At 65.9% G+C, this 24322-nt stretch carries 20 protein-coding genes and 1 pseudogene; 7 read left to right on the top strand and 14 right to left on the bottom strand.

Going from position 1 to position 24322, the window contains the following annotated elements; all coding sequences use genetic code 11:
- The first annotated feature begins 145 nt into the window (after nt 1-145).
- The 6 genes from C662_RS12315 to C662_RS12290 all read left to right on the top strand — a co-directional run bounded on the left by C662_RS12315 (nt 146) and on the right by C662_RS12290 (nt 5125).
- Entirely contained in the window at nt 146-421 is a 276-nt protein-coding gene (locus tag C662_RS12315; RefSeq protein ID WP_002929469.1) for a hypothetical protein, read from the top strand.
- Between the two features lie 83 nt (nt 422-504).
- Nucleotides 505-912: a GFA family protein gene (locus tag C662_RS20660; protein ID WP_037984562.1), complete on the top strand. Its 408-nt coding sequence runs from the start codon at nt 505-507 to the stop codon at nt 910-912.
- 78 nt (nt 913-990) lie between these two features.
- Complete coding sequence (locus C662_RS12305) at nt 991-1560, top strand: peroxiredoxin (protein WP_037984559.1); 570 nt, start codon at nt 991-993, stop codon at nt 1558-1560.
- Between the two features lie 74 nt (nt 1561-1634).
- Nucleotides 1635-2279 (top strand): hypothetical protein, encoded by a 645-nt coding sequence (locus C662_RS12300; RefSeq protein WP_002929464.1) that lies wholly within the window; start codon nt 1635-1637, stop codon nt 2277-2279.
- Nucleotides 2280-2519: 240 nt separating this feature from the next.
- Entirely contained in the window at nt 2520-2801 is a 282-nt protein-coding gene (locus C662_RS12295; protein WP_002929463.1) for a hypothetical protein, read from the top strand.
- Between the two features lie 200 nt (nt 2802-3001).
- Nucleotides 3002-5125: a sensor domain-containing diguanylate cyclase gene (locus C662_RS12290; RefSeq protein WP_232433260.1), complete on the top strand. Its 2124-nt coding sequence runs from the start codon at nt 3002-3004 to the stop codon at nt 5123-5125.
- Nucleotides 5126-5159: 34 nt separating this feature from the next.
- On the opposite strand, the gene C662_RS12285 is transcribed toward C662_RS12290, so the two are convergent.
- The 7 genes and pseudogenes from C662_RS12285 to C662_RS12255 all read right to left on the bottom strand — a co-directional run bounded on the left by C662_RS12285 (nt 5160) and on the right by C662_RS12255 (nt 12734).
- Nucleotides 5160-6455: a DUF3422 family protein gene (locus C662_RS12285; RefSeq protein WP_002929461.1), complete on the bottom strand. Its 1296-nt coding sequence runs from the start codon at nt 6453-6455 to the stop codon at nt 5160-5162.
- A gap of 122 nt (nt 6456-6577) precedes the next feature.
- On the bottom strand, nt 6578-7816 hold the full coding sequence (locus tag C662_RS12280; RefSeq protein ID WP_002929458.1) for a phosphoglycerate kinase: 1239 nt from the start codon (nt 7814-7816) through the stop codon (nt 6578-6580).
- Nucleotides 7817-7904: 88 nt separating this feature from the next.
- Nucleotides 7905-8786 carry a phosphoribulokinase gene (locus tag C662_RS12275; RefSeq protein ID WP_002929456.1) on the bottom strand — a complete coding sequence of 294 codons (882 nt, stop codon included), beginning with the start codon at nt 8784-8786 and terminating at the stop codon, nt 7905-7907.
- A gap of 18 nt (nt 8787-8804) precedes the next feature.
- Nucleotides 8805-9893, bottom strand: a complete 1089-nt coding sequence (locus C662_RS12270; RefSeq protein WP_002929455.1) for a class 1 fructose-bisphosphatase — start codon at nt 9891-9893, stop codon at nt 8805-8807.
- Nucleotides 9894-9953: 60 nt separating this feature from the next.
- On the bottom strand, nt 9954-10856 hold the full coding sequence (gene cbbX, locus C662_RS12265) for a CbbX protein (RefSeq protein ID WP_002929452.1): 903 nt from the start codon (nt 10854-10856) through the stop codon (nt 9954-9956).
- Nucleotides 10857-10884: 28 nt separating this feature from the next.
- Nucleotides 10885-11310, bottom strand: a complete 426-nt coding sequence (locus tag C662_RS12260; RefSeq protein ID WP_002929450.1) for a ribulose bisphosphate carboxylase small subunit — start codon at nt 11308-11310, stop codon at nt 10885-10887.
- A gap of 35 nt (nt 11311-11345) precedes the next feature.
- Nucleotides 11346-12734: pseudogene (locus tag C662_RS12255) on the bottom strand (form I ribulose bisphosphate carboxylase large subunit).
- Between the two features lie 212 nt (nt 12735-12946).
- On the opposite strand from C662_RS12255, the gene C662_RS12250 reads away from it, so the two are divergent.
- A complete protein-coding gene (locus tag C662_RS12250; protein WP_002929445.1) occupies nt 12947-13867 on the top strand; it encodes a LysR family transcriptional regulator in 921 nt (306 codons plus the stop codon).
- Nucleotides 13868-13934: 67 nt separating this feature from the next.
- Here C662_RS12250 and fba read toward each other — a convergent pair whose 3' ends face one another.
- The 7 genes from fba to C662_RS12215 all read right to left on the bottom strand — a co-directional run bounded on the left by fba (nt 13935) and on the right by C662_RS12215 (nt 24265).
- Nucleotides 13935-14999, bottom strand: a complete 1065-nt coding sequence (gene fba / locus C662_RS12245; protein WP_002929444.1) for a class II fructose-bisphosphate aldolase — start codon at nt 14997-14999, stop codon at nt 13935-13937.
- 121 nt (nt 15000-15120) lie between these two features.
- Entirely contained in the window at nt 15121-16575 is a 1455-nt protein-coding gene (gene pyk / locus C662_RS12240) for a pyruvate kinase (RefSeq protein ID WP_037984571.1), read from the bottom strand.
- A gap of 140 nt (nt 16576-16715) precedes the next feature.
- Nucleotides 16716-17900 (bottom strand): phosphoglycerate kinase, encoded by a 1185-nt coding sequence (locus C662_RS12235; protein ID WP_002929434.1) that lies wholly within the window; start codon nt 17898-17900, stop codon nt 16716-16718.
- A 67-nt stretch (nt 17901-17967) separates the two neighbouring features.
- Nucleotides 17968-18996 (bottom strand): type I glyceraldehyde-3-phosphate dehydrogenase, encoded by a 1029-nt coding sequence (gene gap / locus C662_RS12230; protein ID WP_002929431.1) that lies wholly within the window; start codon nt 18994-18996, stop codon nt 17968-17970.
- 142 nt (nt 18997-19138) lie between these two features.
- The gene (gene tkt, locus C662_RS12225; protein WP_002929430.1) at nt 19139-21154 is read right to left on the bottom strand and encodes a transketolase; all 2016 of its coding nucleotides are present in this window, start codon (nt 21152-21154) and stop codon (nt 19139-19141) included.
- Nucleotides 21155-21292: 138 nt separating this feature from the next.
- Nucleotides 21293-23293 (bottom strand): methyl-accepting chemotaxis protein, encoded by a 2001-nt coding sequence (locus C662_RS12220; RefSeq protein ID WP_002929429.1) that lies wholly within the window; start codon nt 23291-23293, stop codon nt 21293-21295.
- A 96-nt stretch (nt 23294-23389) separates the two neighbouring features.
- Nucleotides 23390-24265 (bottom strand): phosphoribulokinase, encoded by an 876-nt coding sequence (locus C662_RS12215; RefSeq protein WP_002929424.1) that lies wholly within the window; start codon nt 24263-24265, stop codon nt 23390-23392.
- Nucleotides 24266-24322 lie beyond the last annotated feature (57 nt).

The following is a 24322-nucleotide window of genomic DNA, read 5'->3' as shown; positions in this document are numbered from 1 at the left end:
GCACAGTCATCGATGGGTTCCAGGCAATGAGCAACGCTCTGTGCTGGAGTCGTTTGAGAATAGGAAATGTGGCGTGTCCTTGAGTATCGCCGACTGAATTCTATGGGCCGCAGTGCTTGTTCCGCGGGTGGGCAAGGGGCGAGCCTTGAAGGTAAGCATCGTGACGGGCACAGCCTTGGCGTTCGGTGTGTGTTACCTGCTTGTCCCCGGCATCGGAGTGAATGAGCCAGGGGCGCTCCTTGCCATTGGGCTTGCGTTGGCATTGTTCATGGCCAGCTTCGATATCGTTCTGGCCAGGACGCTTCTCAAACGGCCATGGGCCAGGGTGTTCAGAGACTTCGATCCACGAACAGGAAACTACCTGTCATTTGGTCTGTTGCTTCTGGTCGTCATTCCGTATGCTGTAATGGCGTTGCGTTGAGGCAGCGGTCACATGTGCTGTGACCGTGCCAGGCGCGCAGGTGGCCGAGTGTTCCGCTGCAACAATCTCTGGAGGATAGGCGCATGAAAGGTCGTTGTCTTTGTGGCGCAGTGAACCTCATCGCGCCCGACGTGAAGGAAATTGGTGCGTGCCATTGCGGGTTCTGTCGGCGATGGGGTGGTGGGCCACTCCTGGCCGTTCATTGTGGGCCAGACGTACGGTTTGAGGGTGCTCAGCATATCTCGGTGTTTTCGTCATCCGAGTGGGCAGAGCGAGGCTTCTGCAGTAGATGTGGAACGCACCTCTACTACAAGCTCTTGTCCACAGGCGCCCACTTCGTCCCTGCTGGCGTGTTCGATTCCACCGATTTCGAGATCGTCACGCAGGTCTATATCGACAGGAAGCCGGGCTACTATGCGCTCGCGAACCAGACGCCCACCTTGACCGAACGGCAGGTCATCGAGCGGTACAGCTCTCCCGATAGCCACTGAGGCGGGGGCTCCGGACCGGGGCGGTGCGTGCTGTTTACAGCCGATACGGGTGCTTGACCCTTACTTGATGAAGCTGCAATGAATATCAATCCTTCCGTGTTACCCCCCGAGTTGCCGTGTCCCGTCGATGATGGGGCGGCTGCGCATCTTGAAGGCGCATCTGCGCCAGATCTGGTGCTCGCCGCCACCGATGGTTCGACTGTCAATCTGAGCACCCTGCATGGTTCATGCGTCATCTACGTATATCCCCGGACCGGGCAGCCAGGTGTGCCTTTGCCGGATGGCTGGGATGCAATTCCTGGTGCGCGCGGCTGTACGCCGCAGTCCTGCAGCTTCCGTGACCACCATGGCGAACTCGCCGCGCTTGGGGCGCGTGTTTTCGGCCTGAGTGCCCAGAGCTCGGATTACCAGCGCGAAGCCCGCGACCGGCTGCGTCTGCCTTTTGAACTGCTGAGCGATAGTGCGCTTGCCTTGAAGACGGCGCTGCACCTGCCGACCTTCAACGCCGCAGGCATGGAGCTATACAAGCGCTTGACGCTGGTCGTCGAGGAGGGCGTCATCCGCAAGGTGTTCTATCCCGTGTTTCCGCCGGACAGGAGTGCTGAGGATGTTCTTGAGTGGTTGCGCATGCACAGAGAACAAGGCTGACAGGATTGACGGGGGCGTTCAGGGCGCCGGTGCTCTTCATCGAAGTGCCTTCTTGACGCGGATCGAGGGATATCATGCAGTTGCTTCGTGGCGTGCTTGTATTGTCGGCGGCCGGTATTGGCCTGTACTTGGTGTTGATGAAGTCGGGTGCCGACCCTCATGGCGCAGCAGTGGTCAGAGACCATGCCGCCGTGTTTGCAACGGCGATCGACGCCGAGCTCGAACGCCTGGCTCCGGCTTGCATCACCATACCCGGCGCATTCCCGCGCTCGCCGATGTGGAACCATATCCCGTGCGACGCATGCAAGGGGCTGGAGCAGGCCGGGCTGCTGGCGTTCTCGGACGGGAAGTACCATCTGCTCGAGGCCGGCGAGCCTTACTACAGCCGTCGTGAATCGAGGTTCTGCTTTGGCGAGGTCAAGGTCCGCGAGATCGCCGAATCCCTGCCGGTTCATGCCATGGACGGCACCCGTTTCGTTTCCTTGAAGTATGTGCCGGAGATTCACTCGCCCGCGCCCTTCCTGTTCACCCCGGAAGCGCGGGCACTCGGGTTGCCCGAACCTCTGCCCGCCAAGGGCGGGGGGGCACCGTGGCTGGGTGCTGAACAGATCATCACGTTCGCGTTCTCTGACGATGGCGGCGTGATTTCCGTGTCGCCGTGGTCGGGTTACCGTTACGGCAAGTACGCGCGCGAGCGCGAGGCTGGCGCCTGGCACTGATCCGGGGGGCAGACTGCCGCCTGCCGAATGCTTGCTATGCGTTCGGAATTGACGGGGGTGTAATTCGGCGCTCGATCAGACGCTGTCCTGCAGTTGCAGGCTGGGTCCCCCGTGTTGAAACAATGCGTTGCCAGACGCGCTCCGAGTGCCCACCGCTGAATCATGAAGGCCTTTCTGTGCAGACTCATCGGTTTTGCGACGGACAAGACGCCTGCTGTCAGATCGCGAGAGAAGACACCGGTGATCTACAAGTTCAAGCGCGACGTACTGTCGATCGTGGCCAAGTTGAACAATGGCGTCAGGGACCCCGATTGCGCCACGATCAAGCGCCAGACAATGTTCGTGCAGTCGCAGCTCTTCCACAGCATCTATCATGATCCGGCCGTACCCGAGGCAACGAAGAAGCTGTTGATGGAGTACCACCTCAAGAGTGTGCGGGCAACGATTGGCGACATGCGTGGGGGGCGTGTCCGTGAAGAGTTGCAGGAGCCGGGCAGTAGCAGGGTGCAGGGCGCTGCCTAGGCCGGACGGCGCGGGTGCGACAGGGGGGGCAGCCCGTCAGCCGACTGACTGTGTGACGCATTGCCGCGTAGGGGCGCGATTTGTCGTGGCCGTCCTTGAGAATGCGTGCGACCGTGATGCTTGATGGCGCTATTTTGCGCTGCAGCATCTAGAATCCGGTCCGTGCATTCATACTGGCGCTGGCAGTGCGCCCCGATATCGTGTCTCTTTCCGATCAAGCTCGAGTCATTCCGCGGCTTCACCTCGTCGGTACCCTGGTTGTTGTTGTCGTCCTGACGCTGGCCCTGGGCAGCATCTTTTCCTGGCAGCACATCGATGCGCATCGGGCCTCGATCGCGCGTCTGGAGCAGGTTGTCACCGCCAAGCTGGAAGCGCGCCTGGACGCCGAGATGGCCTCTGCGCTCGACTACCTGGAGTTTACCCGCTCGCGCACCGAAGAGACGTTGCGCAACGCCGTCATCGAGCCTGTGGAAGCGGCGCTCCAGATCGCAACCGCCATACATGCGCGTGAGGTGGGACGGCGACCCGATGACGATATTCAGCGTTTGATCGTCGAGGCGCTCAGGCCTGTGCGTTTCTTCGATGGGCGAGGATATTTCTTCATCGACGACATGAGCGGTCGCTTCATCCTGCTGCCCACCGCCCCGCAGTTCGAAGGGCGGCTGATGCCGGATAACCAGGACGACACTGGCCGCTACATCATGCGGGGCCTCATCGATGCAGCACGCCTGCCACCGGGGCAGGGGTTCTTCCGCTACCGCTGGTACCGTCCTGATGACCCTCAGCGCATGGCCGACAAGCTTGCCTATGTCCGCCACTTTGAGCCTTACGACTGGCTGATCGGCACAGGCGATTACACCTACGAGTGGGAAATCCATCTTCAGAATGAGGCGCTGGCCCGACTGCGCGGCTTCCGCTTTGGTGAAAGTGGCTATGTCGGCCTGATCGATGCCGAAGGCCGCTCCCTGCTTTCGCCCTCCGAGCCCGAACTCGAAGGCAAGCATTTCAGCGAGCTTCCTGCCGAGCAGGGCGAGGCTTTGCGCACTCTGTACGCCAAGGCGCGCGAGGGTGGAGGGTTGGTGCGCTACTTGTGGCGCAATCCGGCGACCGGCGTGCTTGCGCCCAAGCTGGCCAGAGTGGAGACTGCCCAGCCTTGGGGCTGGATTCTCGTCGTTGCCGTGTTCGAGGACGAACTGCATGGCGCCCTGCTTGCCGAGCGCGAGTCGTTCGAACGCATGAGCGGTCCGCGAGGGCGCGGCCTGATGATCGCGCTGGGGCTTGCGCTGGGCGTCGCCCTGGTTGCGTCCTGGCTGTTCTCGCGCTGGTCCGGACGTCTCTTCATGCGCTATCACGACGAGAACCGTGCCCAGCGTGCGGCCCTGAGGGCGCAGGCGGAGCGCTTGCGTGAGAGTGAGGACAAGCTCGCGACGATCCTCGACAGTGTCGAGGCCTACATCTATATCAAGGGCGCGGACTATCGCTACAGCTATGCGAACCGCCTGGTATGCGACTTGTTCGATTGTCGTCAGGCAGACCTGGTCGGCAAGACCGACGCGGAATTCTTCGATGCGGCCACCGCTGCGAATCTCGCGCGCAATGACAGAAGAGTGATCGAGCACGGCGAACGCGTGGCGGTCGAAGAGATCAACACCACCCGCAGCGGCACGGCCGAGCGCACCTTCATGTCAGTCAAGTTGCCGCTGCGCCGGGAGGATGGTTCGATCTACGCGTTGTGCGGCATATCCACGGACATCACCCAGCGCAAGGCCATGGAGGAGGAGATCCGCCATCTGGCCTTCTACGATGCGCTCACCGACCTTCCCAACCGCAGATTGCTGGTCGATCGCCTGCAGCAGCTGCTCGCGCAGGGCAGCCGCAACGCCCAGCATGGGGCGCTGCTGTTCATCGACCTTGACAACTTCAAGGCGCTCAACGACACCTTGGGGCATGACCAGGGCGATGTGCTGCTCGTGGAAGTGGCATGCAGGCTGCGGTCCTGCGTGCGCGAGGAGGACACCGTCGCCCGCATCGGCGGCGACGAGTTCGTGGTGATGCTGGGCGGGTTGGGCGTGCGCGAGGACGAGGCGGTCGCGCATGCCCGAGCCGTCGGCGAGAAGATCCTGGACTGCCTCGGGAAACACTATGTGTTGCAGGGGCACGTCCATGTCAGCACGCCAAGCATCGGCATCAGAGTCTTTGCGGGCAAGGGATTGCAGGTGGACGAGCTGATCCGGCAGGCCGACCTCGCCATGTACGAGGCCAAGGCTGCCGGCCGCAACACGCTGCGCTTCTTCGCCCCCGAGCTGCCCCAACGCCCGCACTAGGCCGCGGGGACGAAGCAGGGCCGTGGCGGGCAGCTCAGGGATGGCCGCTGTGCTCTTCCCGCGCCAGCAACTTGCGCATTCGCCGCAAGCCCATGTACACCAGCCCGGCGATGACCGGAATCGACGCCGCGGTGAGCACTTCCGGCGTGGCTGGCGCGATGAAGTCCTTGGCGCCCTTGGCGACGTAGTTGACCAGTTGCGAAGCGTAGTAGGTGATGGCCACCACCGACAGGCCTTCCACCGTCTCCTGCAGATGGAGCTGGATCTTGGCGCGGCGGTTCATCTGCGCGAGCAGCTCCTGGTTCTGGCGTTCGAGCTCGATGTCGACCCGCGTACGCAGCAGTTGCGAGTTGCGTGCGACGCGGCCCGACAGATCCTCCTGGCGGCGGGCGATCGTCGCGCAGGTGGCGATGGCCGGGGCCAGCCGGCGTTCCATGAACTCGCGCATGGTAGGGAAGCCGTTCAGCCGTGACTCGCGCAGTTCGTCGATGCGTTGTTGCACCAGGCGGTAGTAGGCCGCTGCGGCGCCGAAGCGGAAGGTGGTGCGGGCCACTGAGCGTTCGACCTCTGCCGCCAGGCGGGTGAGGCGGCCTAGCATGATGCGGTCGTCGTCGGTGCTGCGGGCCTGGCCGAGGCCGTCCATGAGGTCTGCGAGCTCATCCTCTGCTCGAGAAAGCAGACGGCCAACCTCCTTGGCGACCGGAAAGGCGAGCAGGGCCATCACGCGATAGGTTTCGATCTCGACCAGGCGTTGCACCATGCGGCCGGCCTGGCGCGGGGTGAGGCCGTCGTCGAGCAGCACGAAGCGCGAAAAGCCGTCGTGGATGTGGAAGTCGGTGAACACCCAGCCGGCACAATCCGCCACGCGTGAGGCAACCAGGGTTTCGCCGCGCGGCGAGGCCTGCTCGAGCAGGCTGTCGGGGAGGACGTCGTCCGTGCTGCGGACCTCGATATGGGTGGCGGCGATGATCTGCCCCGGGATGTCCCGCCGCCACGCTGCGGGTACGGCCAGCAGTGCGTGCTCCTCGCTGCTGTCACCGGCCAGGATGGGGCGGAAGAAGGTGTAGCTGGAGAACTCGTTGTGTCGTTCCCACTTGAGGCGAAAACCGTCCATCTCGAGCAGGACGTGGCCGCTGTCGGTAACCGGGGAGTCGAGGCCGAACTGCTCGGCCAGCGCCGAGAGATGGGCTGCCTCGCGACTGGCGCTGCCTTCATGGTGAAGGACTGCCAGGTAGCTCACGTACTCGGGGGCGTCGAGTGGAACGGGCGGGCGGGCGTGTACCTCGTCGTTGAGCGGGCGGCGCAGGGGGTGCTGTTCGGGCAGGGACATGGAGGGGGAGGAGGCCGAGTGGGGATGGGAATGCGGATCTGTCGGCATTCTTGCCCACCGCTGCAGGCGATGACAAGCCGCTGCGGAGGGCGGCCCGCCCACCGCAGCCAGTGGCCGCCCGCTCAGCTGAGCTCCGGCTCGTGCTCGAACTGCGGCACCGGTTCGATGCGACGGCTCGCCGTGCGGGCGCGGGTGCGCAATGCGGCGACGGCCGGCAGTTCGCTGCCTTCGAGAAACGCCAGGAAGGCGCCGCCACCGGTGGAGATGTAGTCGATCTGCTCGCCAACGTCGAAGCGTGCTATGGCTGCCAGCGTGTCGCCGCCGCCTGCGATGCTGTAGGCCGGGCTAGCGGCGATGGTTGAGGCGAGTGCCCGTGTGCCGGCCGCGAACGCGTCCATCTCGAACACGCCAACCGGGCCGTTCCATACGATGGTGCCGGCGCGGGCGAGCACGCCAGCGAGCGAATCCCGGCTCTGCGGCCCGATGTCGAGGATCATGGTGCCTGGTGGTACGTGCTCGGTGTCATGGTTACGGGCGTCGGCGTCGGGGGCGAAGCGGTCGGCGACCACCACGTCCTCGGGCAGCCAAACCACGCCGCCGTGTTCAGCCAGCCGGCGCTCGATGCGGCGGGCGGCGTCGAGCAGGTAGGGTTCGTGCAGGGAGGCGCCGACCTCGCAGCCGCGCGCGGCGAGGAAGGTGTTGGCGATGCCGCCGCCCAGGACGAGCACGTCCACCTTGGCAGCCAGACTCTCGAGGATGGTGAGCTTGGTCGACACTTTCGAGCCGGCGACGATCGCCGCGAGCGGGCGCGCGGGGTGGGCCAGCGCACGCCCCAGCGCATCAAGTTCGGCCGTCATCAACGGCCCGGCGCAGGCCACCGGCGCGGCGAGTGCCAGTGCGTGGAGCGTGCATTCCTTGCGGTGTGCGGTGCCGAAGGCGTCGTTGACGTAGACGTCGATGAAGCGGGCGATGCGGGCGGCGAGCCGTGGGTCATCGGCCTTCTCGCCGACATTGCCCCGGCAGTTCTCGAGCAGCACCAGCTCGCCCGCACGCACGCCGAAGCCGCCGTCGGTCCAGTCCTTGACCAGCGGCACGGGGTGTTCGAGCAGTGAGGATAATGCGCCAGCGACGGGTGCCAGCGAGTCGGCGGCTGCGAGCGCTCCTTCGACCGGGCGTCCGAGGTGCGAGGTGATCATGACCGCTGCACCGGCGTCCAGGCAGTGGCGGATGGCGGGCAGTGTGGCGCGGATGCGCGTGTCGTCCGCGAGGCTGCCGTCTGCATTGAAGGGAACATTGAAGTCGGCGCGGATGAAGACCCGCTTGCCGGCAAGGTCGAGGTCGGACAGACGCAGAAAATTCATCGGAGGACTCCTTTCGATGGTGCGCGGGCACGCAGGCTGCGGATGCGAGCAGGGGCGTGGGCGGTGCGTTGTGGCCGGTGTTTCGTCGTCATTGCGCCAGCGCCTTGCGACGGCGGTCCATCAGGCGCCAGATGAAGGGCGTGAAGATCAGCTGCATGGCCAGCTCCATCTTTCCGCCCGGCACCACGATGGTGTTGGCACGGCTCATGAAGCTGTCGTTGATCATGTTGAGCAGGTAGGGAAAGTCGATGCCCTTGGGATTGGCGAAGCGGATCACCACCATCGACTCGTCGGCGGTCGGGATCGAGCGCGCGATGAAGGGGTTGGAGGTGTCCACCATCGGCACGCGCTGGAAGTTCACATGGGTGCGGGCGAACTGCGGGCAGATGTAATGAACGTAGTCGTGCATGCGGCGCAGGATGGTGTCGGTGACCGCCTCGGTGGAGTAGCCGCGGGTGCTCTTGTCGCGGTGCAGCTTCTGGATCCACTCCAGGTTCACCACCGGCACCACGCCGATCAGCAGGTCGACGAAGCGGGCCACGTCCACCTGCTCGTGCTGGACGGCGCCGTGCAGGCCCTCGTAGAACAGCAGGTCGGTGCCGGTGGGCAGCTCTTCCCAAGGGGTGAAAGTGCCCGGCGGCTGCTGGTAGTGCTCGGCCTCTTCCAGGCTGTGCAGGTACTTGCGGCGCCTGCCGCCGCCGGATTCGGCGTAGCTGCGAAAGAGGTTCTCGAGTTCGCCGAAGAGATTGGCCTCGGGGCCGAAGTGGCTGAGCTGGCAGCCCGTGCTGCCCTCGCAGGCGGCGAGCTTCTCGCGCATCGTCTTGCGGTCGTAGGCGTGGAAGCTGTCGCCTTCGATGACGGCGGCGGTGACGCCTTCGCGGCGGAACACCTCCTCGAAGGTGCGCTGCACGGTGCTGGTGCCGGCACCGGAGGAGCCAGTGATGGCGACGATCGGGTGGCGTTCGGACATGATGTCTCCCCTCGGTCCCTATTGGGCGAACTCGGTGTCACGGAACAGCGAGCGGGCGTGGAACAGTGGCGGCTCGTCCTGCACGCTGCCGATCACCGGTTCGTGGTGGTAGCGCTCGATGCGCTCGACTTCTTCCCGCGACCCGAAGACGAAGCCGATGCGCTGGTGCAGGCTTTCGGGACGGACCTCTAGCATCGGGCGCACGCCGGTGCTGGCGCGGCCGCCGGCCTGCTCGATGAGGAAGCCGATCGGGTTGCATTCGTAGAGCAGGCGCAGCCGGCCGGGCCTGGCCGGGTCCTTGCGGTCGCGCGGGTAGAGGAAGACGCCGCCGCGCATCAGGATGCGGTGGGTCTCGGCCACCAGCGAGGCGATCCAGCGCATGTTGAAGTCGACGCCGCGCGGGCCGCTGCGCCCGGCCAGGCACTCGTCGACGTAGCGCCTTACCGGAGGCTCCCAGAAGCGCGTGTTGGACGCATTGATGGCGAACTCGCGCGTGGTCTGGGGTAAGCGGATGCCGGGGTGGGTGAGATAGAACTCGCCGATGATGGGGTCGAGGGTAAAGCCCGCGACCCCGTTGCCGACGCTGAGCACCAGCATCGTCGAGGGACCGTAGATGGCGTAGCCGGCGGCGACCTGGCGGCTGCCGGGCTGCAGGAAGTCCGCGGCCGTGGCGTCCTCGCCGGGGGAGGGGGCGCGCAGGATCGAGAAGATGGAGCCGACTGCAACGTTGACGTCGATGTTGCTCGATCCGTCGAGCGGATCGAAGGCAAGCAGGTACTTGCCGCGCTGGTCGCTGGCGGGCAGCGGGATGGGGGCCTCGTTCTCTTCCGACACCATGCCGGCGAGGTCGCCGCCCCAGTGCGTGGCGCGCAGGAAGATCTCGTCGGCGAGCACGTCGAGCTTCTTCTGCTCCTCGCCCTGCACGTTGGCACTGCCGTGGCTGCCGAGTACGTCGGCGAGTGCGCCGTGGGCGACTGCGCGCGAGATGGCCTTGCATGCCTGGGCGATCTGCAGGATCAGAGCGTTGAATTCGCCGGTGGCCTCGGGGGTGCGGCGGCGGTGTTCGATCAGGTATTCGGTGAGCGTGCTGCGGTCGAGGTTGAACATGGTCTGTCTCCCCCGGCGTGGTGCCGGAACGGTGCTTGTCGTTATGGGTGCGGCGCGCGTTCAGCCGGCCTCGGCCTGCTGGAAATGACGGCTGGCGCGGACATCGGATTCGGTGATGGTGGTGAGCGCCTCAGCGTCGACCGTGGCGCCGGATTCGAACAGGCGAAGGGCCTGGCGCAGGCGCATGCGGTCGAGTGCGTTGCGGATGCTGCGGGCGTTGGCAAAGTGCGACTGGCGGCGACGCAGGACGATGTATTCGTCGAAGGCGCTGAAGGCGGCCTCGTCGAAGCGGTAGTTCCAGCCGGCGAGCATGCGCTGGGCGATCTCGCCGAGTTCGCTGTTGCTGTAGTCCGGGAAGTCGATGTGGTGGGCGATGCGCGATTTCATGCCTGGGTTCGATTCGAAGAAGCGCTCCATGCGGTCGGCGTAGCCGGCGAGGATCACCACCAGGTCGTCGCGCTGGTTCTCCATCACCTGCAGCAGGATCTCGATCGCCTCCTGGCCGTAGTCCTTTTCGTTCTCCGGGCGGTAGAGGTAGTAGGCTTCGTCGATGAAGAGGACGCCGCCCATGGCGCGCTTCAACACCTCCTTGGTTTTTGGCGCGGTGTGGCCGATGTACTGGCCGACGAGGTCGTCGCGCGTCACCGCGACGACGTGGCCGCGGCGGCAGTAGCCGAGGCGGTGCAGGATCTCGGCCATGCGCATGGCGACGGTGGTCTTGCCGGTGCCGGGGTTCCCGGTGAAGCTCATGTGCAGCGAGGGCTGTTCGGTGGTCAGCCCCAGGCGTTGGCGCACGCGGTCGACGAGCAGCAGGGCGGCGATCTCGCGCACGCGGCGCTTGACCGGGGCGAGGCCGACGAGGTCGCGCTCGAGGGACTCGAGCACTTCGCCGATGCCGGCGTCCCGGAACTCGGCGCCGAGGTCGATGCGGGCGGGGGCGGGGGCCTTCTCGGGGGCGTTCATGGTCTCGTCTCCTGCTGTCGTCGGGGGGTCAGGCGCTGTAGCGCGCACCTTCCGGCGCACGGCCGACGGCGTAACTCTCCATCGTGTAGCGCAGCTTGCGGCCCTGCGTTTCCTGGCGGATCACGCGGAAGCCGGGCTCGGCGGTGGGGCGCTGGACGATGAAGGACATGCGCACCGTCTCCCAGCCCTTGGTCGAGTCGAAGGCGTTGATGCGGATGTAGATCTCGGGGTTGGCCTCGCGGCAGGCCCTGAGTTCGCCCATCACGCCGGCGGGATCGCGCAGGTCGAACATCGGCAGGCCCCACATGTTCCAGTAGGTGTTGCGCGGGTGCGGGTCGTCGGTGAACTCGATCGCGACCGCCCAGTTCTGCTCGAGGCAGTAGTTGATCTGGGCCGCGATCTGGGTGTCGGTGAGGTCGGGCAGGAAGGAAAAGCAGCCTTGGGTGATGCGCATGATGGGTCTCCTCGGTTCCGGGATGGGTCTGAGCTTCAGGCCACGCTGGCGGTGGGCACGAAGTCGGACGTGTCGGTGCTGGTGTAGTTGAAGGTGATGTCACCCCAGGTATCGAGCGCGGCGCGCAGCGGCTGGCACCACCTGGCGGCGTCGGCGAGGATCTGCGGGCCTTCGCTGGCGATGTCGCGACCTTCGTTGCGGGCGAGCACCATGGCCTCGAGCGCGACGCGGTTGGCGGTGGCGCCGGCCTGGATGCCCATCGGGTGGCCGATGGTGCCGCCGCCGAACTGCAGCACGACCTCGTCGCCAAACAGGCTGAGCAGCTGGTGCATCTGGCCGGCATGGATGCCGCCCGAGGCCACCGGCATCACGCGCTTGAGGCTGGCCCAGTCCTGGTCGAAGAACAGGCCGCGCGGCAGGTCCTGCCTGGTGAAGGTGTCGCGGCAGACGTTGTAGAAGCCTTGTACCGTCATCGGGTCGCCTTCGAGCTTGCCGACCGCGGTGCCGGCGTGCATGTGATCGACGCCGGCCAGGCGCAGCCACTTGGCGATGACGCGGAAAGACACGCCGTGGTTCTTCTGCCTGGTGTAGGTGCCGTGGCCGGCGCGGTGCAGGTGCAGGATCATGTCGTTGTCGCGGCACCAGTTGCTCATCGACTGGATCGCGGTCCAGCCGACGATGAGGTCGATCATGACGATGCAGGAGCCGAGGTCGCGAGCGAATTCCGCGCGCTTCTACATCTCCTCCATGGTGCCGGCGGTGATGTTGAGGTAGTGGCCCTTGGATTCGCCGGTCTGCGCCGCGGCCTGATTGACGCCTTCCATGCAGTACAGGAAGCGGTCACGCCAGTGCATGAAGGGCTGCGAGTTGATGTTCTCGTCGTCCTTGGTGAAGTCCAGGCCACCGCGCAGGGCCTCATACACCACGCGGCCGTAGTTCTTGCCGGACAGGCCGAGCTTGGGCTTCATCGTCGCGCCCAGCAGCGGGCGGCCGTATTTTTCCAGGCGCTCGCGCTCGACCACGATGCCGGTCGGGGGGCCGCGGAAGGTCTTCACATAGGCCACGGGCAGGCGCATGTCTTCCAGGCGCGCGGCCTTGAGCGGCTTGAAGCTGAAGACGTTGCCGATGATCGACGCGGTGAGGTTGGCGATCGAGCCTTCCTCGAACAGGTCGAGATCGTAGGCGACCCAGCAGAAGTACTGGCCCTCCTGGCCGGGCACCGGCTCGATGCGGTAGGCCTTGGCGCGGTACATGTCGCAGGCGGTGAGGCGGTCGGTCCACACCACGGTCCAGGTCGCGGTGGAGGATTCGCCGGCGACCGCAGCGGCCGCTTCGATCGGATCGACGCCTTCCTGCGGGGTGATGCGGAAGACCGCGAGCACGTCGGTGTCCTTGGGCTCGTAGTCCGGGTTCCAGTAACCCATCTGCGCATACTTCAGCACGCCGGCCTGGTAGCGCTTCTTGGGGTCGAGGATCTGTTGCGGGGTGTCTGCGGCGCCCATGTCGTGTCTCCTTCCGTTTGTGTGCTGCCAGGGGCTGTGAAGCGGTGACTTGCAAGCGGTGGTGACTGGACAATAGGGCGGTGCTTTAATAAGCTCAAATGAGGTTTTCTGGCTTATTGAGATAAGGTTTTCTGATGAAGCTCGCCCAGCGCCTTACCCTCAAGCAGCTCCGCGCCCTGGTGGCGGTGGCCGACAGCGCCAGCTTCACCCAGGCCGCACGCCTGCTGCACCTGACCCAGCCGGCGATCTCGATGCAGATCCGCGACGCGGAGGCGATCGTGGGCCAGGTGCTGGTCGATGGCCGGCGCGAGATCCACCTGACCCCGGCGGGCGAGATCGTGGCGCGGGCGGCGCGCCAGGCACTGCAGGCGCTCGAACTGGCCGAGGTCGAGCTGAAGGCGCGCATGGGCGTGGCGGCCGGCACGCTGGACGTGGTGGCGATCACGACTGCGGAGTACTTCGTGCCGCACCTGCTGGCCGAGTTCGGTCGTCGCCACCCGGACATCACCTTCCGCCTGACGGTGGAGAACCGCGAGCGGGTGCGCACGCTGCTGCAGGAACAGCGCTGTGACGTGGCGATCATGGGGCAGCCGCCGCGCGGCATAGACTTGCGCCGGATTCCCTTCGCTCCGCACCGGCTGTCCTTCGTGGCGCGCCCGGACCACCGCCTGGCCGGACGCAAGCGCATCCCGCCCGCGGCGCTGACCGACGAGCGCCTGCTGCTGCGCGAGCAGGGCTCGGGCACGCGCGACAACCTCGAGCGCTTCCTGCGCGCGCACGGCGTCAAGCCGCTGGCGGCGGACGAGCTCGGCAGCAACGAGACTCTGAAGCAGGCGGTGATGGCCGGCATGGGCATCGCCTTCCTGTCGCATCACACCTTTGCAATGGAGGTGGAAAGCGGGCGCCTGGTGCGGTTGGATGTAGCCGACACGCCGGTCATCCGCGAGTGGAACGTGGTCTCGCGCACCGACCGGCCAATGACGCCCGCGCTCGACGCGTTGCTGGAGTTCCTGCAGACCGAGGGGGCGGCGCGGATGCGGGCGATGGAGCGCTGAGGCCAGCGCAAAAAAAGAAAACGCGCCACGTGGGCGCGTTTCGATCTGACTGGAAAGCCGCGTCGGCTCAGCGCACGATCTGCGTCAGCTCGCCTGCCTTGTAGCGCGCAGCCATCTTGTCGAGCGAGATCGCCTTGATCTTGCTGGCCATGCCGGCGCAGCCGAAGGCTTCGAAGCGGGCCTTGCACACCAGCTTGGCGGCTTCACGCGCGGGCTTGTTGAACTCGCGCGGGTCGAACTTGGAGGGATTCTCGACCAGGAACTTGCGCACTGCACCGGTCATCGCCAGGCGGATGTCAGTGTCGATGTTGATCTTGCGCACGCCGTACTTGATGCCCTGCACGATCTCCTCGACCGGCACGCCGTAGGTTTCCTTCATGTCGCCGCCGTACTGGCGGATGATCTCGAGCAGCTCCTGGGGCACCGAGCTCGAGCCGTGCATCACCAGGTGGGTGTTGGGAATGCGGGCATGGATGGCCTTGACGCGCTCGATGGCGAGGATGTCGCCGGTGGGCTTGCGGCTGAACTTGTAGGCGCCGTGGCTGGTGCCGATGGCGATGGCAAGTGCGTCGCAGTCGGTCTGCTTGACGAAGTCGGCGGCCTGGTCGGGGTCGGTCAGCATCTGGCTGTGGTCGAGCGTGCCCTCGGCGCCGACACCGTCTTCCTCGCCGGCCTGGCCGGTCTCGAGCGAGCCGAGGCAGCCGAGCTCGCCTTCGACGCTGACGCCGATGGCGTGCGAGAACTTCACCACTTCGCGGGTGACGGCGACGTTGTAGTCGTAGGAGGAAGGCGTCTTACCGTCTTCCAGCAGCGAGCCGTCCATCATCACGCTGGAGAAGCCCGAGCGGATCGCACCCATGCAGATCGCAGGGCTCTGGCCGTGGTCCTGGTGCATGACGATGGGGATGTTCGGGTAGGCTTCGACGGCGGCGTCGATGAGGTGGCGAAGGAAGGCTTCGCCGGCGTATTTACGCGCGCCGGCCGAGGCCTGCATGATCACCGGACTGTCGCATTCGGCCGCCGCTTCCATGATGGCCTGGACCTGTTCGAGGTTGTTCACGTTGAAGGCGGGCAGGCCGTAACTGTGTTCGGCCGCGTGGTCGAGCAGCTGGCGCATGGAAACGAGGGGCATGGGTTTCTCCGGGAGGGGGCGCCGGTGACCGGCGGTTCGATGTTCGAAAGTCGTTATTTTATCCTGTCGCGCGGTGCATGCGTCATGCCGGCGCGACAGGTATGGGGCAGGCGGCCGGGCCTCAGAGGCGGTCGTCCAGGGTGCCCGGGCGGTGGTGTTCGCCCACGCGCACGATCTTGAGCGTGTTGGTGCCGCCCGAGGCACCGATCGGCTCGCCGATGGTGAGCACGATGAGGTCGCCGTAGTCGACTACGCCCTGCTCGAGCAGGACCTGTTCGGCCTCCCACAGCAGTACGTCGCGGTCCTGGTGGGTCTGGCTCATCAGCAACGGGTGCACCTCGCGGTACAGCGTCATCAGATTGCGCGCCGTTACCTCCGGGGTGAGGGCATAGATCGGCACGCCGGCATTGAGCCGGCTCATCCACAGTGCGGTCGACCCGGTCTGGGTGAGCGAGGCGATGGCCTTGACCTTGAGGTGGTAGGCGGTCCAGATCGCCGCCATCGCGATCGACTGGTCGATGCGGGAGAACACACGGTTGAGCATCTCGCGGTCCAGTCCGATCTCGGACGACTTCTCGGCCTCCAGGCAGACCCGGCTCATCGCCTCGATGACTTCCACCGGGTACTTGCCGGCGGCGGTCTCGGCCGACAGCATCACCGCGTCGGTGCCGTCGAGCACCGCGTTGGCGACATCGGACACCTCGGCGCGCGTCGGCACCGGGCTGGTGATCATCGATTCCATCATCTGCGTGGCAGTGATGGTGAGCTTGTTACGGTCACGCGCGGCGCGGATCATCTTCTTCTGCAGGGCAGGCACGGCGGCGTCGCCGACCTCGACTGCGAGGTCGCCGCGCGCCACCATGATGCCGTCCGAGGCGCCTAGGATCTCCTCCAGGTTGGCGACGGCCTCGGTGCGCTCGATCTTGGCGATCAGCACCGCGCTGCTGCCGGCGGCGCGCAGCAGCTGGCGGGCCATGTACATGTCGGCCGCGCTCTTGGGGAAGGACACGGCGACAAAGTCCACGCCGATCTGCGCTGCGGTGCGGATGTCATCCATGTCCTTGGCGGTGAGCGCGGGGGCGGTGAGCCCGCCGCCCTGACGGTTGATGCCCTTGTTATTCGACAGCTCGCCGCCCACCTTCACCGTGGTGTGGATCTCGTGGCCGAGCACGCGCTGCACGGTGAGCTTGAGGCGGCCGTCGTCGAGCAGCAGCACGTCGCCCGGCTTGACGTCCTTGGGCAGGTCCTTGTAGTCGAGTCCGACACGCTCGCCGCTGCCGAGCTCGCAGCGCGCGTCGAGGATGAAGGGTTGGTCCTTGGTGAGTGTGATCCGGCCGTCTGCGAACTTGCCGACGCGGATCTTGGGACCTTGCAGGTCGGCGAGGATGCCGACCGGCCGACCGGCGAGTGCCGCGGCCTCGCGGATTGCCTCGGCGCGCGCGACGTGGTCCTCGGCCTTGCCGTGGGAGAAGTTCATGCGCACCACATCGACGCCGGCCTGGACCATGCGTTGCAGGACGTGGGGGTCTGATGAGGCGGGGCCGAGGGTGGCGACGATCTTGGTGTGGCGGGACATGTAGGACTCCAGCGAGGCGGGGTACGTGATGGCCGGGGGGCGGCAGGCCTGAAAGCGCTTGTCAGCCGGCATTCTAGCGCCGCACGAGAAAAAGGCCGTCGCGTGGGACGGCCTTTCGATGGCGCAGGCTGTGGCCTGGGTCAGGCTGCGAAGCGTTCTTCCAGTGCCGCGATCGCGGGCAGCGTCTTGCCCTCGAGGAATTCGAGGAAGGCGCCGCCGCCGGTGGAGATGTAGCCGACGTCCTGGGCGATGTCGAACTTGGCGATGGCCGCCAGGGTGTCGCCGCCGCCGGCGATCGAGAAGGCTTCGGAGTGGGCGATGGCCGAGGCCATCATCTTGGTGCCGCCGGCGAACTGCGGGTGCTCGAAGACGCCGACCGGGCCGTTCCAGACGATGGTGCCGGCGTGGGCGATGATGTCCGCCAGGCGCGCCGAACTCTTCGGGCCGAAGTCGAGGATGCGGTCGTGGGGGCCGACTTCGTCCACCGAAATGCGGTTGGCACGGGCGAGCGCCGAGACCTCGTCGGCCACGACCACGTCCACAGGCAGCGGCACTTCGGCGCCGCGTGCCTTCATGATGTCCATCACCTGCTGCGCCTCGCGCACCATCTCGGGTTCGGCGAGCGACTCGCCGATGCGCTTGCCGGCGGCGAGCAGGAAGGTGTTGGCGATACCGCCACCGACGATGAGCTGGTCGACCTTGTCGGCCAGCGTGCGCAGGATGGTGAGCTTGGTCGACACCTTGGCACCGCCGACGATCGCCACCAGCGGGCGGGCCGGGTTGTGCAGCGCCTTGGACAGCGCGTCGATCTCGGCGCCCATCAGGATGCCCGCGCAGGCGACCGGGGCGAAGCGGGCGATGCCGTGGGTGGTGGCTTCTGCGCGGTGAGCGGTGCCAAAGGCGTCATTGACGTAGATGTCGCACAGCGCGGCCATCTTCCTGGCGAGCTCTTCGTTGTCCTTCTTCTCGCCCTTGTTGCAGCGGCAGTTCTCGAGCAGCACGACCTCGCCCGGCTTGACTTCGAAGCCGCCGTCGACCCAGCCCTGGATCAGCCGTACCGGCTTGTCGAGGAGCTGGCCCAGGCGTACGGCGACCGGCATCAGCGAGTCTTCGGCGCGCAGTTCGCCTTCGGTGGGGCGGCCGAGGTGGGAGGTGACCATCACTGCAGCGCCGTGCTCGAGGCAGTAGCGAATGGAGGGGATGGAGGCGCGGATGCGGGTGTCCTCGGTGATGTTGCCGGCTTCGTCCTGCGGCACGTTGAGGTCGGCACGGATGAACACCTTCTTGCCGCTGACGTCGAGTTCGGTGAGTTTCTTGACTTGCATGGTCGTATCAGGCTCGTGAAAACGCCCTGCAGGGCAGGGCGTTGGGGTTGTGCTATCGGTGGCCGGCTTACTTGGCGTTGTAGAAGGCGCGCGCGGCGTCGAGCATGCGGCAGGAGTAGCCCCACTCGTTGTCGTACCAGGCCAGCACCTTGACCAGCACCGAGCCGTCCTCGCCCTTGATGACGCGGGTCTGGGTGGCATCGAAGGTGGACGAGACGGTAGTGTGGTTGAAGTCCGACGACACCAGCGGCTCGTTGTTCACCGCCAGGATGCCCTTGAGCGGGCCGTTGGCGGCGGCGGTCATCAGTGCGTTGATCTCTTCCTTGGTGGTGGCGCGCTCGGCGGTGAAGGTGAGGTCGACCAGCGACACGTTGATGGTGGGCACGCGCAGCGCGAAGCCATCGACCTTGCCGACGAGCTGCGGCAGCACCAGGCCGACGGCCTTGGCGGCACCGGTCTTGGTCGGGATGATGTTGGCGGCGGCGGCGCGGGCGCGGCGCAGGTCCTTGTGGCGCACGTCCACGGTCACCTGGTCGTTGGTGTAGGCGTGGATGGTGGTCATCAGGCCCTGCTTGATGCCGACGCTGTCGGCCAGGATCTTGGCAACCGGGGCCAGGCAGTTGGTGGTGCAAGAGGCGTTGGAGACGACGGTCATGTCGCCGCGCAGCACTTCTTCGTTCACGCCCATGACGATGGTGGTGTCCACGTCATCGCCGCCCGGGGCGGAGATCAGCACGCGCTTGGCACCCATGTCGAGCAGAGCCTGGGCCTTGGCCTTGGTGGTGTAGGCGCCGGTGCATTCGAGCAGCACGTCAACGCCGTGGCTGCCCCAGTTGACGCCCTTCGGGTCCTTGGTGGAGTAGAAGGGGATCTTCTTGCCATCGATGATGATGCAGCTCTCGCCTGCGGTCTCGACCGAGGTGGCGAAGCGGCCATGCGTGGTGTCGTACTTGAGCAGGTGGGCGTTGGTGGCCAGATCGCCTGAGGCGTTGATGGCGACCACTTCGAATTCGTTCTGCAGGCCCTGCTCGTAGATGGCGCGCAGCGTGCAGCGACCGATACGACCGAAACCGTTGATGGCGACCTTGATGCTCATCGATGCTTCTCCCTGGAATGAAGGTAAGAGTGGAAAACCGGGTGTTTGTCCTTGTTGATGCGCTGCCGGCCCGCGCCGGTCCGTGCCTTGATGTGCAGCGGGAGCGGTCCGTTTCCGGAGCCGCTCCCGCGCCAGGCCTTCTTCAGAGCACCGCTTTCACTGCCTGCACGACCGCATCCGCGGTGATGCCGAAATACTTGAACAGCTCGCCGGCGGGTGCCGATTCGCCGAAGCGGTCGATACCGATGACACGACCTTCGAGGCCGACGTACTTGTACCAGCCGTCGGTGCTGCCGGCCTCGACCGCGACGCGCGGCAGGCCGGCGGGCAGCACGCTGGCCTTGTAGGCAGCATCCTGACGGTCGAAGACGTTGGTCGAGGGCATGGACACCACGCGCACCGCGACGCCTTGTTCGGCCAGGGCCTGCTGCGCAGCGATGGCGAGGGCGACTTCGGAGCCGGTGGCGAGGATCACCGCCTGCGGCGTGCCACCCTCAGCTTCCGACAGGACGTAGCCGCCCTTGCGGATTGCGGCGACCTGTTCGGCCGTGCGCGCCTGGAAGGGCAGGTTCTGGCGCGAGAAGCACATGCTGGTCGGGCCGTCCTTGCGTTCGATCGCGCTCGCCCAGGCCACTGCCGATTCGGTGGTGTCGCAGGGGCGCCATACGTCCATGTTGGGGATCAGGCGCAGCGTTGCGGTCTGCTCCACCGGTTGGTGAGTGGGGCCGTCCTCGCCGAGGCCGATCGAGTCGTGGGTGAACACGAAGATCTGGCGCACCTTCATCAGCGCGGCCATGCGCAAGGCGTTGCGCGCGTACTCGCTGAACATCAGGAAGGTGGCGGTGTAGGGGATCAGGCCGCCGTGCAGCGCGACGCCGTTGGCGATTGCCGCCATGCCGAACTCACGTACGCCGTAATACACGTAGTTGCCGCCGCTGGTCCTGCTGACACCCTTGGCGCCGGACCACAGCGTGAGGTTGGAGCCGGCGAGGTCGGCCGAGCCGCCGAGCAGTTCGGGCAGCTTGGGGGCGTAGGCTTCGATGCTGTTCTGGCTGGCCTTGCGGGTGGCGATGGTCTCGGCCTTGTCGACAACCTTGGCGAGCACCGCGGCGACGTGGCTGTCCCAGTCGGCAGGCAGCTCGCCGGCCATGCGGCGCTCGAACTCGGCGGCGAGTTCGGGGTGGGCTGCACGGTAGGCGGCAAAGGTGGCATTCCACTGCGCTTCGAGCGAGGCGCCCTTGGTGCGCGCGTCCCAGGCAGCGTAGACGTCGGCCGGGATGTGGAAGGGGGGATGGTTCCAGCCGATGTGGGCACGCGCGGCCTCGATCTCGGCGGCGCCGAGCGGGGCGCCGTGCACATCATGGCTGTCCTGCTTGTTGGGAGCGCCGGCGCCGATGATGGTCTTGCAACAGATCAGCGTGGGCTGGGCAGTGTTGGCCTTGGCCTGCTGGATGGCTGCTTCGATGGCGACCGGGTCGTGGCCCTGAACGTCGCGGATGACCTGCCAGCCGTAGGCTTCGAAGCGCTTCGGGGTGTCGTCGGTGAACCAGCCCTCGACGTGGCCGTCGATGGAGATGTTGTTGTCGTCGTAGAAGGCGATGAGCTTGCCCAGGCCCCAGGTGCCGGCGAGCGAGCAGGCCTCGTGCGAAATGCCTTCCATCAGGCAGCCGTCGCCCAGGAATACATAGGTGTTGTGATTGACGACTTCGTGGCCAGGCCGATTGAACTCGGCGGCGAGGATCTTCTCGGCGAGTGCCATGCCGACGGCGTTGGTGATGCCCTGGCCGAGCGGGCCGGTGGTGGTCTCGACGCCGGGGGCGTAGCCGTATTCCGGGTGGCCCGGGGTCTTGCTGTGCAGCTGGCGGAAGCGCTTGAGCTCCTCGATCGGCAGATTGTAGCCGGTGAGGTGGAGCAGCGCGTAGATCAGCATCGAACCGTGGCCGTTCGACAGCACGAAGCGGTCGCGGTCGGCCCACTTGGGGTTGGCCGGGTTGTGGCGCAGATGGTGGCGCCACAGCACCTCGGCGATCTCGGCCATGCCCATCGGCGCGCCCGGATGGCCGGAGTTGGCCTGTTGCACGGCATCCATCGCCAGCGCGCGGATGGCGCCGGTAAGCGGGTTGAAAACCGGGGGCTTGACGTTTCTGGACTGCGACATGGTTGCCTCGACGCCGCCGGGGCGGCTGGAAAAAACCAGAATTATCGCTGAAACCTCGGCATTTTTGGAAATTCAGGAACCACGGCCCTGCAACTGCGCGCGCTGGCGCCAACTGCAGGGGGATATGTCGAAGGAATGCTAGAGGCGGAAGCGCCCCACCAGCTTGCCGAGGCGTTCGGCAGTCTGTCCGAGTTCGTCGATGGTATTCGAGGCGTCCTGAATGGCTTCATCGGTGGTCTGCACCATGAGCGAGGCCTCCTCGATCGACTGTGCCAGCTGTGTGGCGGCGGCGCTTTGCTCCTGGGTGGCTTCGGCGATCTCCCTGACACGCCCTGCCGCCTGGTCCATCTGTGTCTCGATCGATCCGATCTCGCCGGCGACCTCGTGCGCTTTGACCATCCCCAGGTCGACGGCCTTGCGAGCCTGCTTCATGCCGTCGACCGCCGCCTGTGTTTCGTTGCGGATGGACTCGATGGTGGCACGAATCTCCAGCGTGGCTGAGCCGGTGCGTTCGGCCAGCTTGCGCACCTCGTCGGCGACCACGGCGAAGCCACGACCCTGTTCGCCTGCCCGGGCGGCCTCGATGGCCGCATTGAGCGCCAGCAGATTGGTCTGGTCGGCGATGTCGCGGATGACCTGGGCGACCCCGGCAATCTGCTCCGAGCGCTGCTCCAGCCCGCTGAGCGAGGCGGCAAGTCCTTCCATTGTGGAGCCAATGCCTTGCATCTGCTGTTCCATGGCGCCCACCGCCGCTGCGCTGCGACGCGACACTGCGCTTGTATGGAGCATGGTTTCGTCCGCTTCGCGGGCGTGTTCGGCGATATGTCCGATGGAGACGGTGACTTGCTCGACGGTGGCAGCGTTGCTGCTGGAGGTGCCTGCCAGGGTGCGCGAGCTGCTCGCGACCTGCTGGGTTGCCTGGGTGACTGTGCGCAGGCCGTGCTCCAGGGTCGTGCTCTGGTCGCGAACCTCGACGAACATGCGCTGCAGCGTGCTCAGGAAGGCGTTGACGCTGCCAGCGACACGCCCGAGTTCGTCGTTGCTGCGAATGTCCAGGCGACGGGTGAGGTCGCCCTCGCCACCTGCGAGCTCTTCCATCGCCCCTGCGAGTTGGTTGAGTGGGCGCGTCAGTGCGGTCAACAGGGTAAAGATGACGCCGGCAGTCAGCGCCAGGCTGAGCAGGCCGAGCATGATTGCGGTGCGCAGCAGTTGATCCGCCGATGCGGTGATGACGTGTTGGGGTACCGATACGATCGCTCCCCATGCGCGCTCGGCGCCCTTGATGTCGATGCGTTCGAGGAAGTGGCTGATGCCGGCGTCGTCCAGCCAACGGTACTCTTCCCCTCTGGCCAGGGCATTGAGCGCCGCAGCCGGCAGCGTGCTCGCCATCTTGCCGACCGCACTGCGGTCGGGGCCATAGACTATGGTCCCCGACTGGCTGAGGACGGTGACATGGCCTACGCCGAAAGGCTTGATGCCGCCAAGCCATTGACCCATCGCATCGAGTGCGATGTCCGCGCCGGCGATGCCGTGGAAGCGGCCCCCGACCATGATGGGGTGCACCAGCGAGGCGATGAGCATCTTGCGACCCCCCACCTCGTATTCGTACGGATCGGATACAAACGCTTGGCCGGTGCGCTTGGGGGTCTGGTAATAGTCACCGGCGCCAGCCTGGTCGTAGTCGACCAGCGGCTCCACTGCGAGGCTGCCGTCGCCCCGGTTCCAGTAAGGCACCAGACGGCCGCTGGCATCGTGACCGGGGGTGTTGGCGAACTGTTCGTCATCACCGTCAAAGGCATCGGGCTCCCAGCCGGTGAACAGGCCAAGCAGGGCTGGATTGCCGTCGAGCTGGCGGCGCAGGATGGCATTGACCGCATCGCGGTCGGTCGCGCCGTGGCTGCGCAGGCCTTCGAGCACATGGCGCAGGCCGAGTGCGGTGGTCATCGAATGGTCGAGGTGCTGCGATACGGTCTTGGCTGCGAGTTCGGCGGTGCGCTTGGCGCGAATGTCACCTTGCTCGAGCACGGCGTTGTAGCTCTGGTAGGACATCACGCCGATGGTGACGGTGAAACCTGTAGCCACCACTGCAAGCGTGGCGGTCAGCAGCTTTGCACGAAGGCTGGACAACATTCCGGGCATGGCTGGTCGATCCTTGTGAGTCGGGGTGGGGCAGCAGTCCCGCGGACGGCGCCGTTCATGCTGCTAACGGCGCGCCGGGGGCTGACTTGAGCGCTTTCATACCCACTGCCGGCGTCGTTCCATGAGCTTCCAGATCAGCGGGGTGAGGATCAGTTGCATGGCCAGGTCGAGCTTGCCGCCCGGAATCACGATGGTGTTGGCCCGGCTCATGAAGGCGTCGTGGATCATGCGCAGCAGGTAGGGGAAGTCGACGCCGCGCGGATCCTTGAAGCGGATCACCACCATGGATTCATCCTGGGTCGGCACGTCGCGGGCGATGAAGGGGTTGGAAGTGTCGACGACCGGCACGCGCTGGAAGTTGATGTGGGTGCGGGCGAACTGCGGCACGATGTAATGCACGTAGTCGTGCATGCGGCGCAGGATGGTGTCCTGCACGGCCTCGGCGGTGTAGCCGCGCAGCTTGGTGTCGCGGTGCAGCTTCTGGATCCACTCCAGGTTGATCGTGGGTACGACGCCGATCAACAGGTCGACATGGCGCGCCACGTCGGTGCTGTCGGTTACGACGGCCCCATGCAGGCCCTCGTAGAACAGGCAGTCGGTGCCGACCGGCAGGTCTTCCCATTCGGTGAAGGTACCCATCGGCAGGTTCCAGCGCATCGACTGCGCCTCGTTGTGTATGTAGTAGCGGCGGCGACCGGTGGCGGCGTCACCGTAGGAGCGGAACAGGCTCTCGAGGTCTGCAAGCAGGTTGGCTTCCGGGCCGAAGTGGCTGATGCCGCGCTGGCCTGCGCGTTCGGCGTCCTCGATGAGCGTTTTCATCTCGGCGCGGGTGTAGCGGTGGAAGCTGTCGCCCTCGACGATTGCGGGGTTCACGTTCTCGCGATGGAAGATCGCCTCGAAGGTGTGCTTGACCGTGGTGGTGCCCGCGCCCGAAGAGCCGGTGACCGCGATGATGGGGTGCTTCATGGACATGGGGGTTCTCCGCCTACGGCCGACGGCTGTGGGGTGTTGCGGGCTTGGGATGTATTC

Origin of the sequence: Thauera sp. 28, assembly GCF_000310145.2 — a bacterium.
GTDB lineage: Bacteria > Pseudomonadota > Gammaproteobacteria > Burkholderiales > Rhodocyclaceae > Thauera > Thauera mechernichensis.
Note: the sequence above shows the minus strand (reverse complement) of the source record. Positions and strands in the feature narration are given on the sequence as shown.

Coding starts and splice junctions, on each gene's coding strand:
- C662_RS20660 (WP_037984562.1), top strand. CDS start 505: ATGAAAGGTCGTTGTCTTTGTGGCGCAGTGAACCTCATCGCGCCCGAC.
- C662_RS12305 (WP_037984559.1), top strand. CDS start 991: ATGAATATCAATCCTTCCGTGTTACCCCCCGAGTTGCCGTGTCCCGTC.
- C662_RS12300 (WP_002929464.1), top strand. CDS start 1,635: ATGCAGTTGCTTCGTGGCGTGCTTGTATTGTCGGCGGCCGGTATTGGC.
- C662_RS12285 (WP_002929461.1), bottom strand. CDS start 6,455: ATGTCCCTGCCCGAACAGCACCCCCTGCGCCGCCCGCTCAACGACGAG.
- C662_RS12280 (WP_002929458.1), bottom strand. CDS start 7,816: ATGAATTTTCTGCGTCTGTCCGACCTCGACCTTGCCGGCAAGCGGGTC.
- C662_RS12275 (WP_002929456.1), bottom strand. CDS start 8,786: ATGTCCGAACGCCACCCGATCGTCGCCATCACTGGCTCCTCCGGTGCC.
- C662_RS12270 (WP_002929455.1), bottom strand. CDS start 9,893: ATGTTCAACCTCGACCGCAGCACGCTCACCGAATACCTGATCGAACAC.
- cbbX (WP_002929452.1), bottom strand. CDS start 10,856: ATGAACGCCCCCGAGAAGGCCCCCGCCCCCGCCCGCATCGACCTCGGC.
- C662_RS12260 (WP_002929450.1), bottom strand. CDS start 11,310: ATGCGCATCACCCAAGGCTGCTTTTCCTTCCTGCCCGACCTCACCGAC.
- C662_RS12250 (WP_002929445.1), top strand. CDS start 12,947: ATGAAGCTCGCCCAGCGCCTTACCCTCAAGCAGCTCCGCGCCCTGGTG.
- fba (WP_002929444.1), bottom strand. CDS start 14,999: ATGCCCCTCGTTTCCATGCGCCAGCTGCTCGACCACGCGGCCGAACAC.
- pyk (WP_037984571.1), bottom strand. CDS start 16,575: ATGTCCCGCCACACCAAGATCGTCGCCACCCTCGGCCCCGCCTCATCA.
- C662_RS12235 (WP_002929434.1), bottom strand. CDS start 17,900: ATGCAAGTCAAGAAACTCACCGAACTCGACGTCAGCGGCAAGAAGGTG.
- gap (WP_002929431.1), bottom strand. CDS start 18,996: ATGAGCATCAAGGTCGCCATCAACGGTTTCGGTCGTATCGGTCGCTGC.
- tkt (WP_002929430.1), bottom strand. CDS start 21,154: ATGTCGCAGTCCAGAAACGTCAAGCCCCCGGTTTTCAACCCGCTTACC.
- C662_RS12220 (WP_002929429.1), bottom strand. CDS start 23,293: ATGCCCGGAATGTTGTCCAGCCTTCGTGCAAAGCTGCTGACCGCCACG.
- C662_RS12215 (WP_002929424.1), bottom strand. CDS start 24,265: ATGTCCATGAAGCACCCCATCATCGCGGTCACCGGCTCTTCGGGCGCG.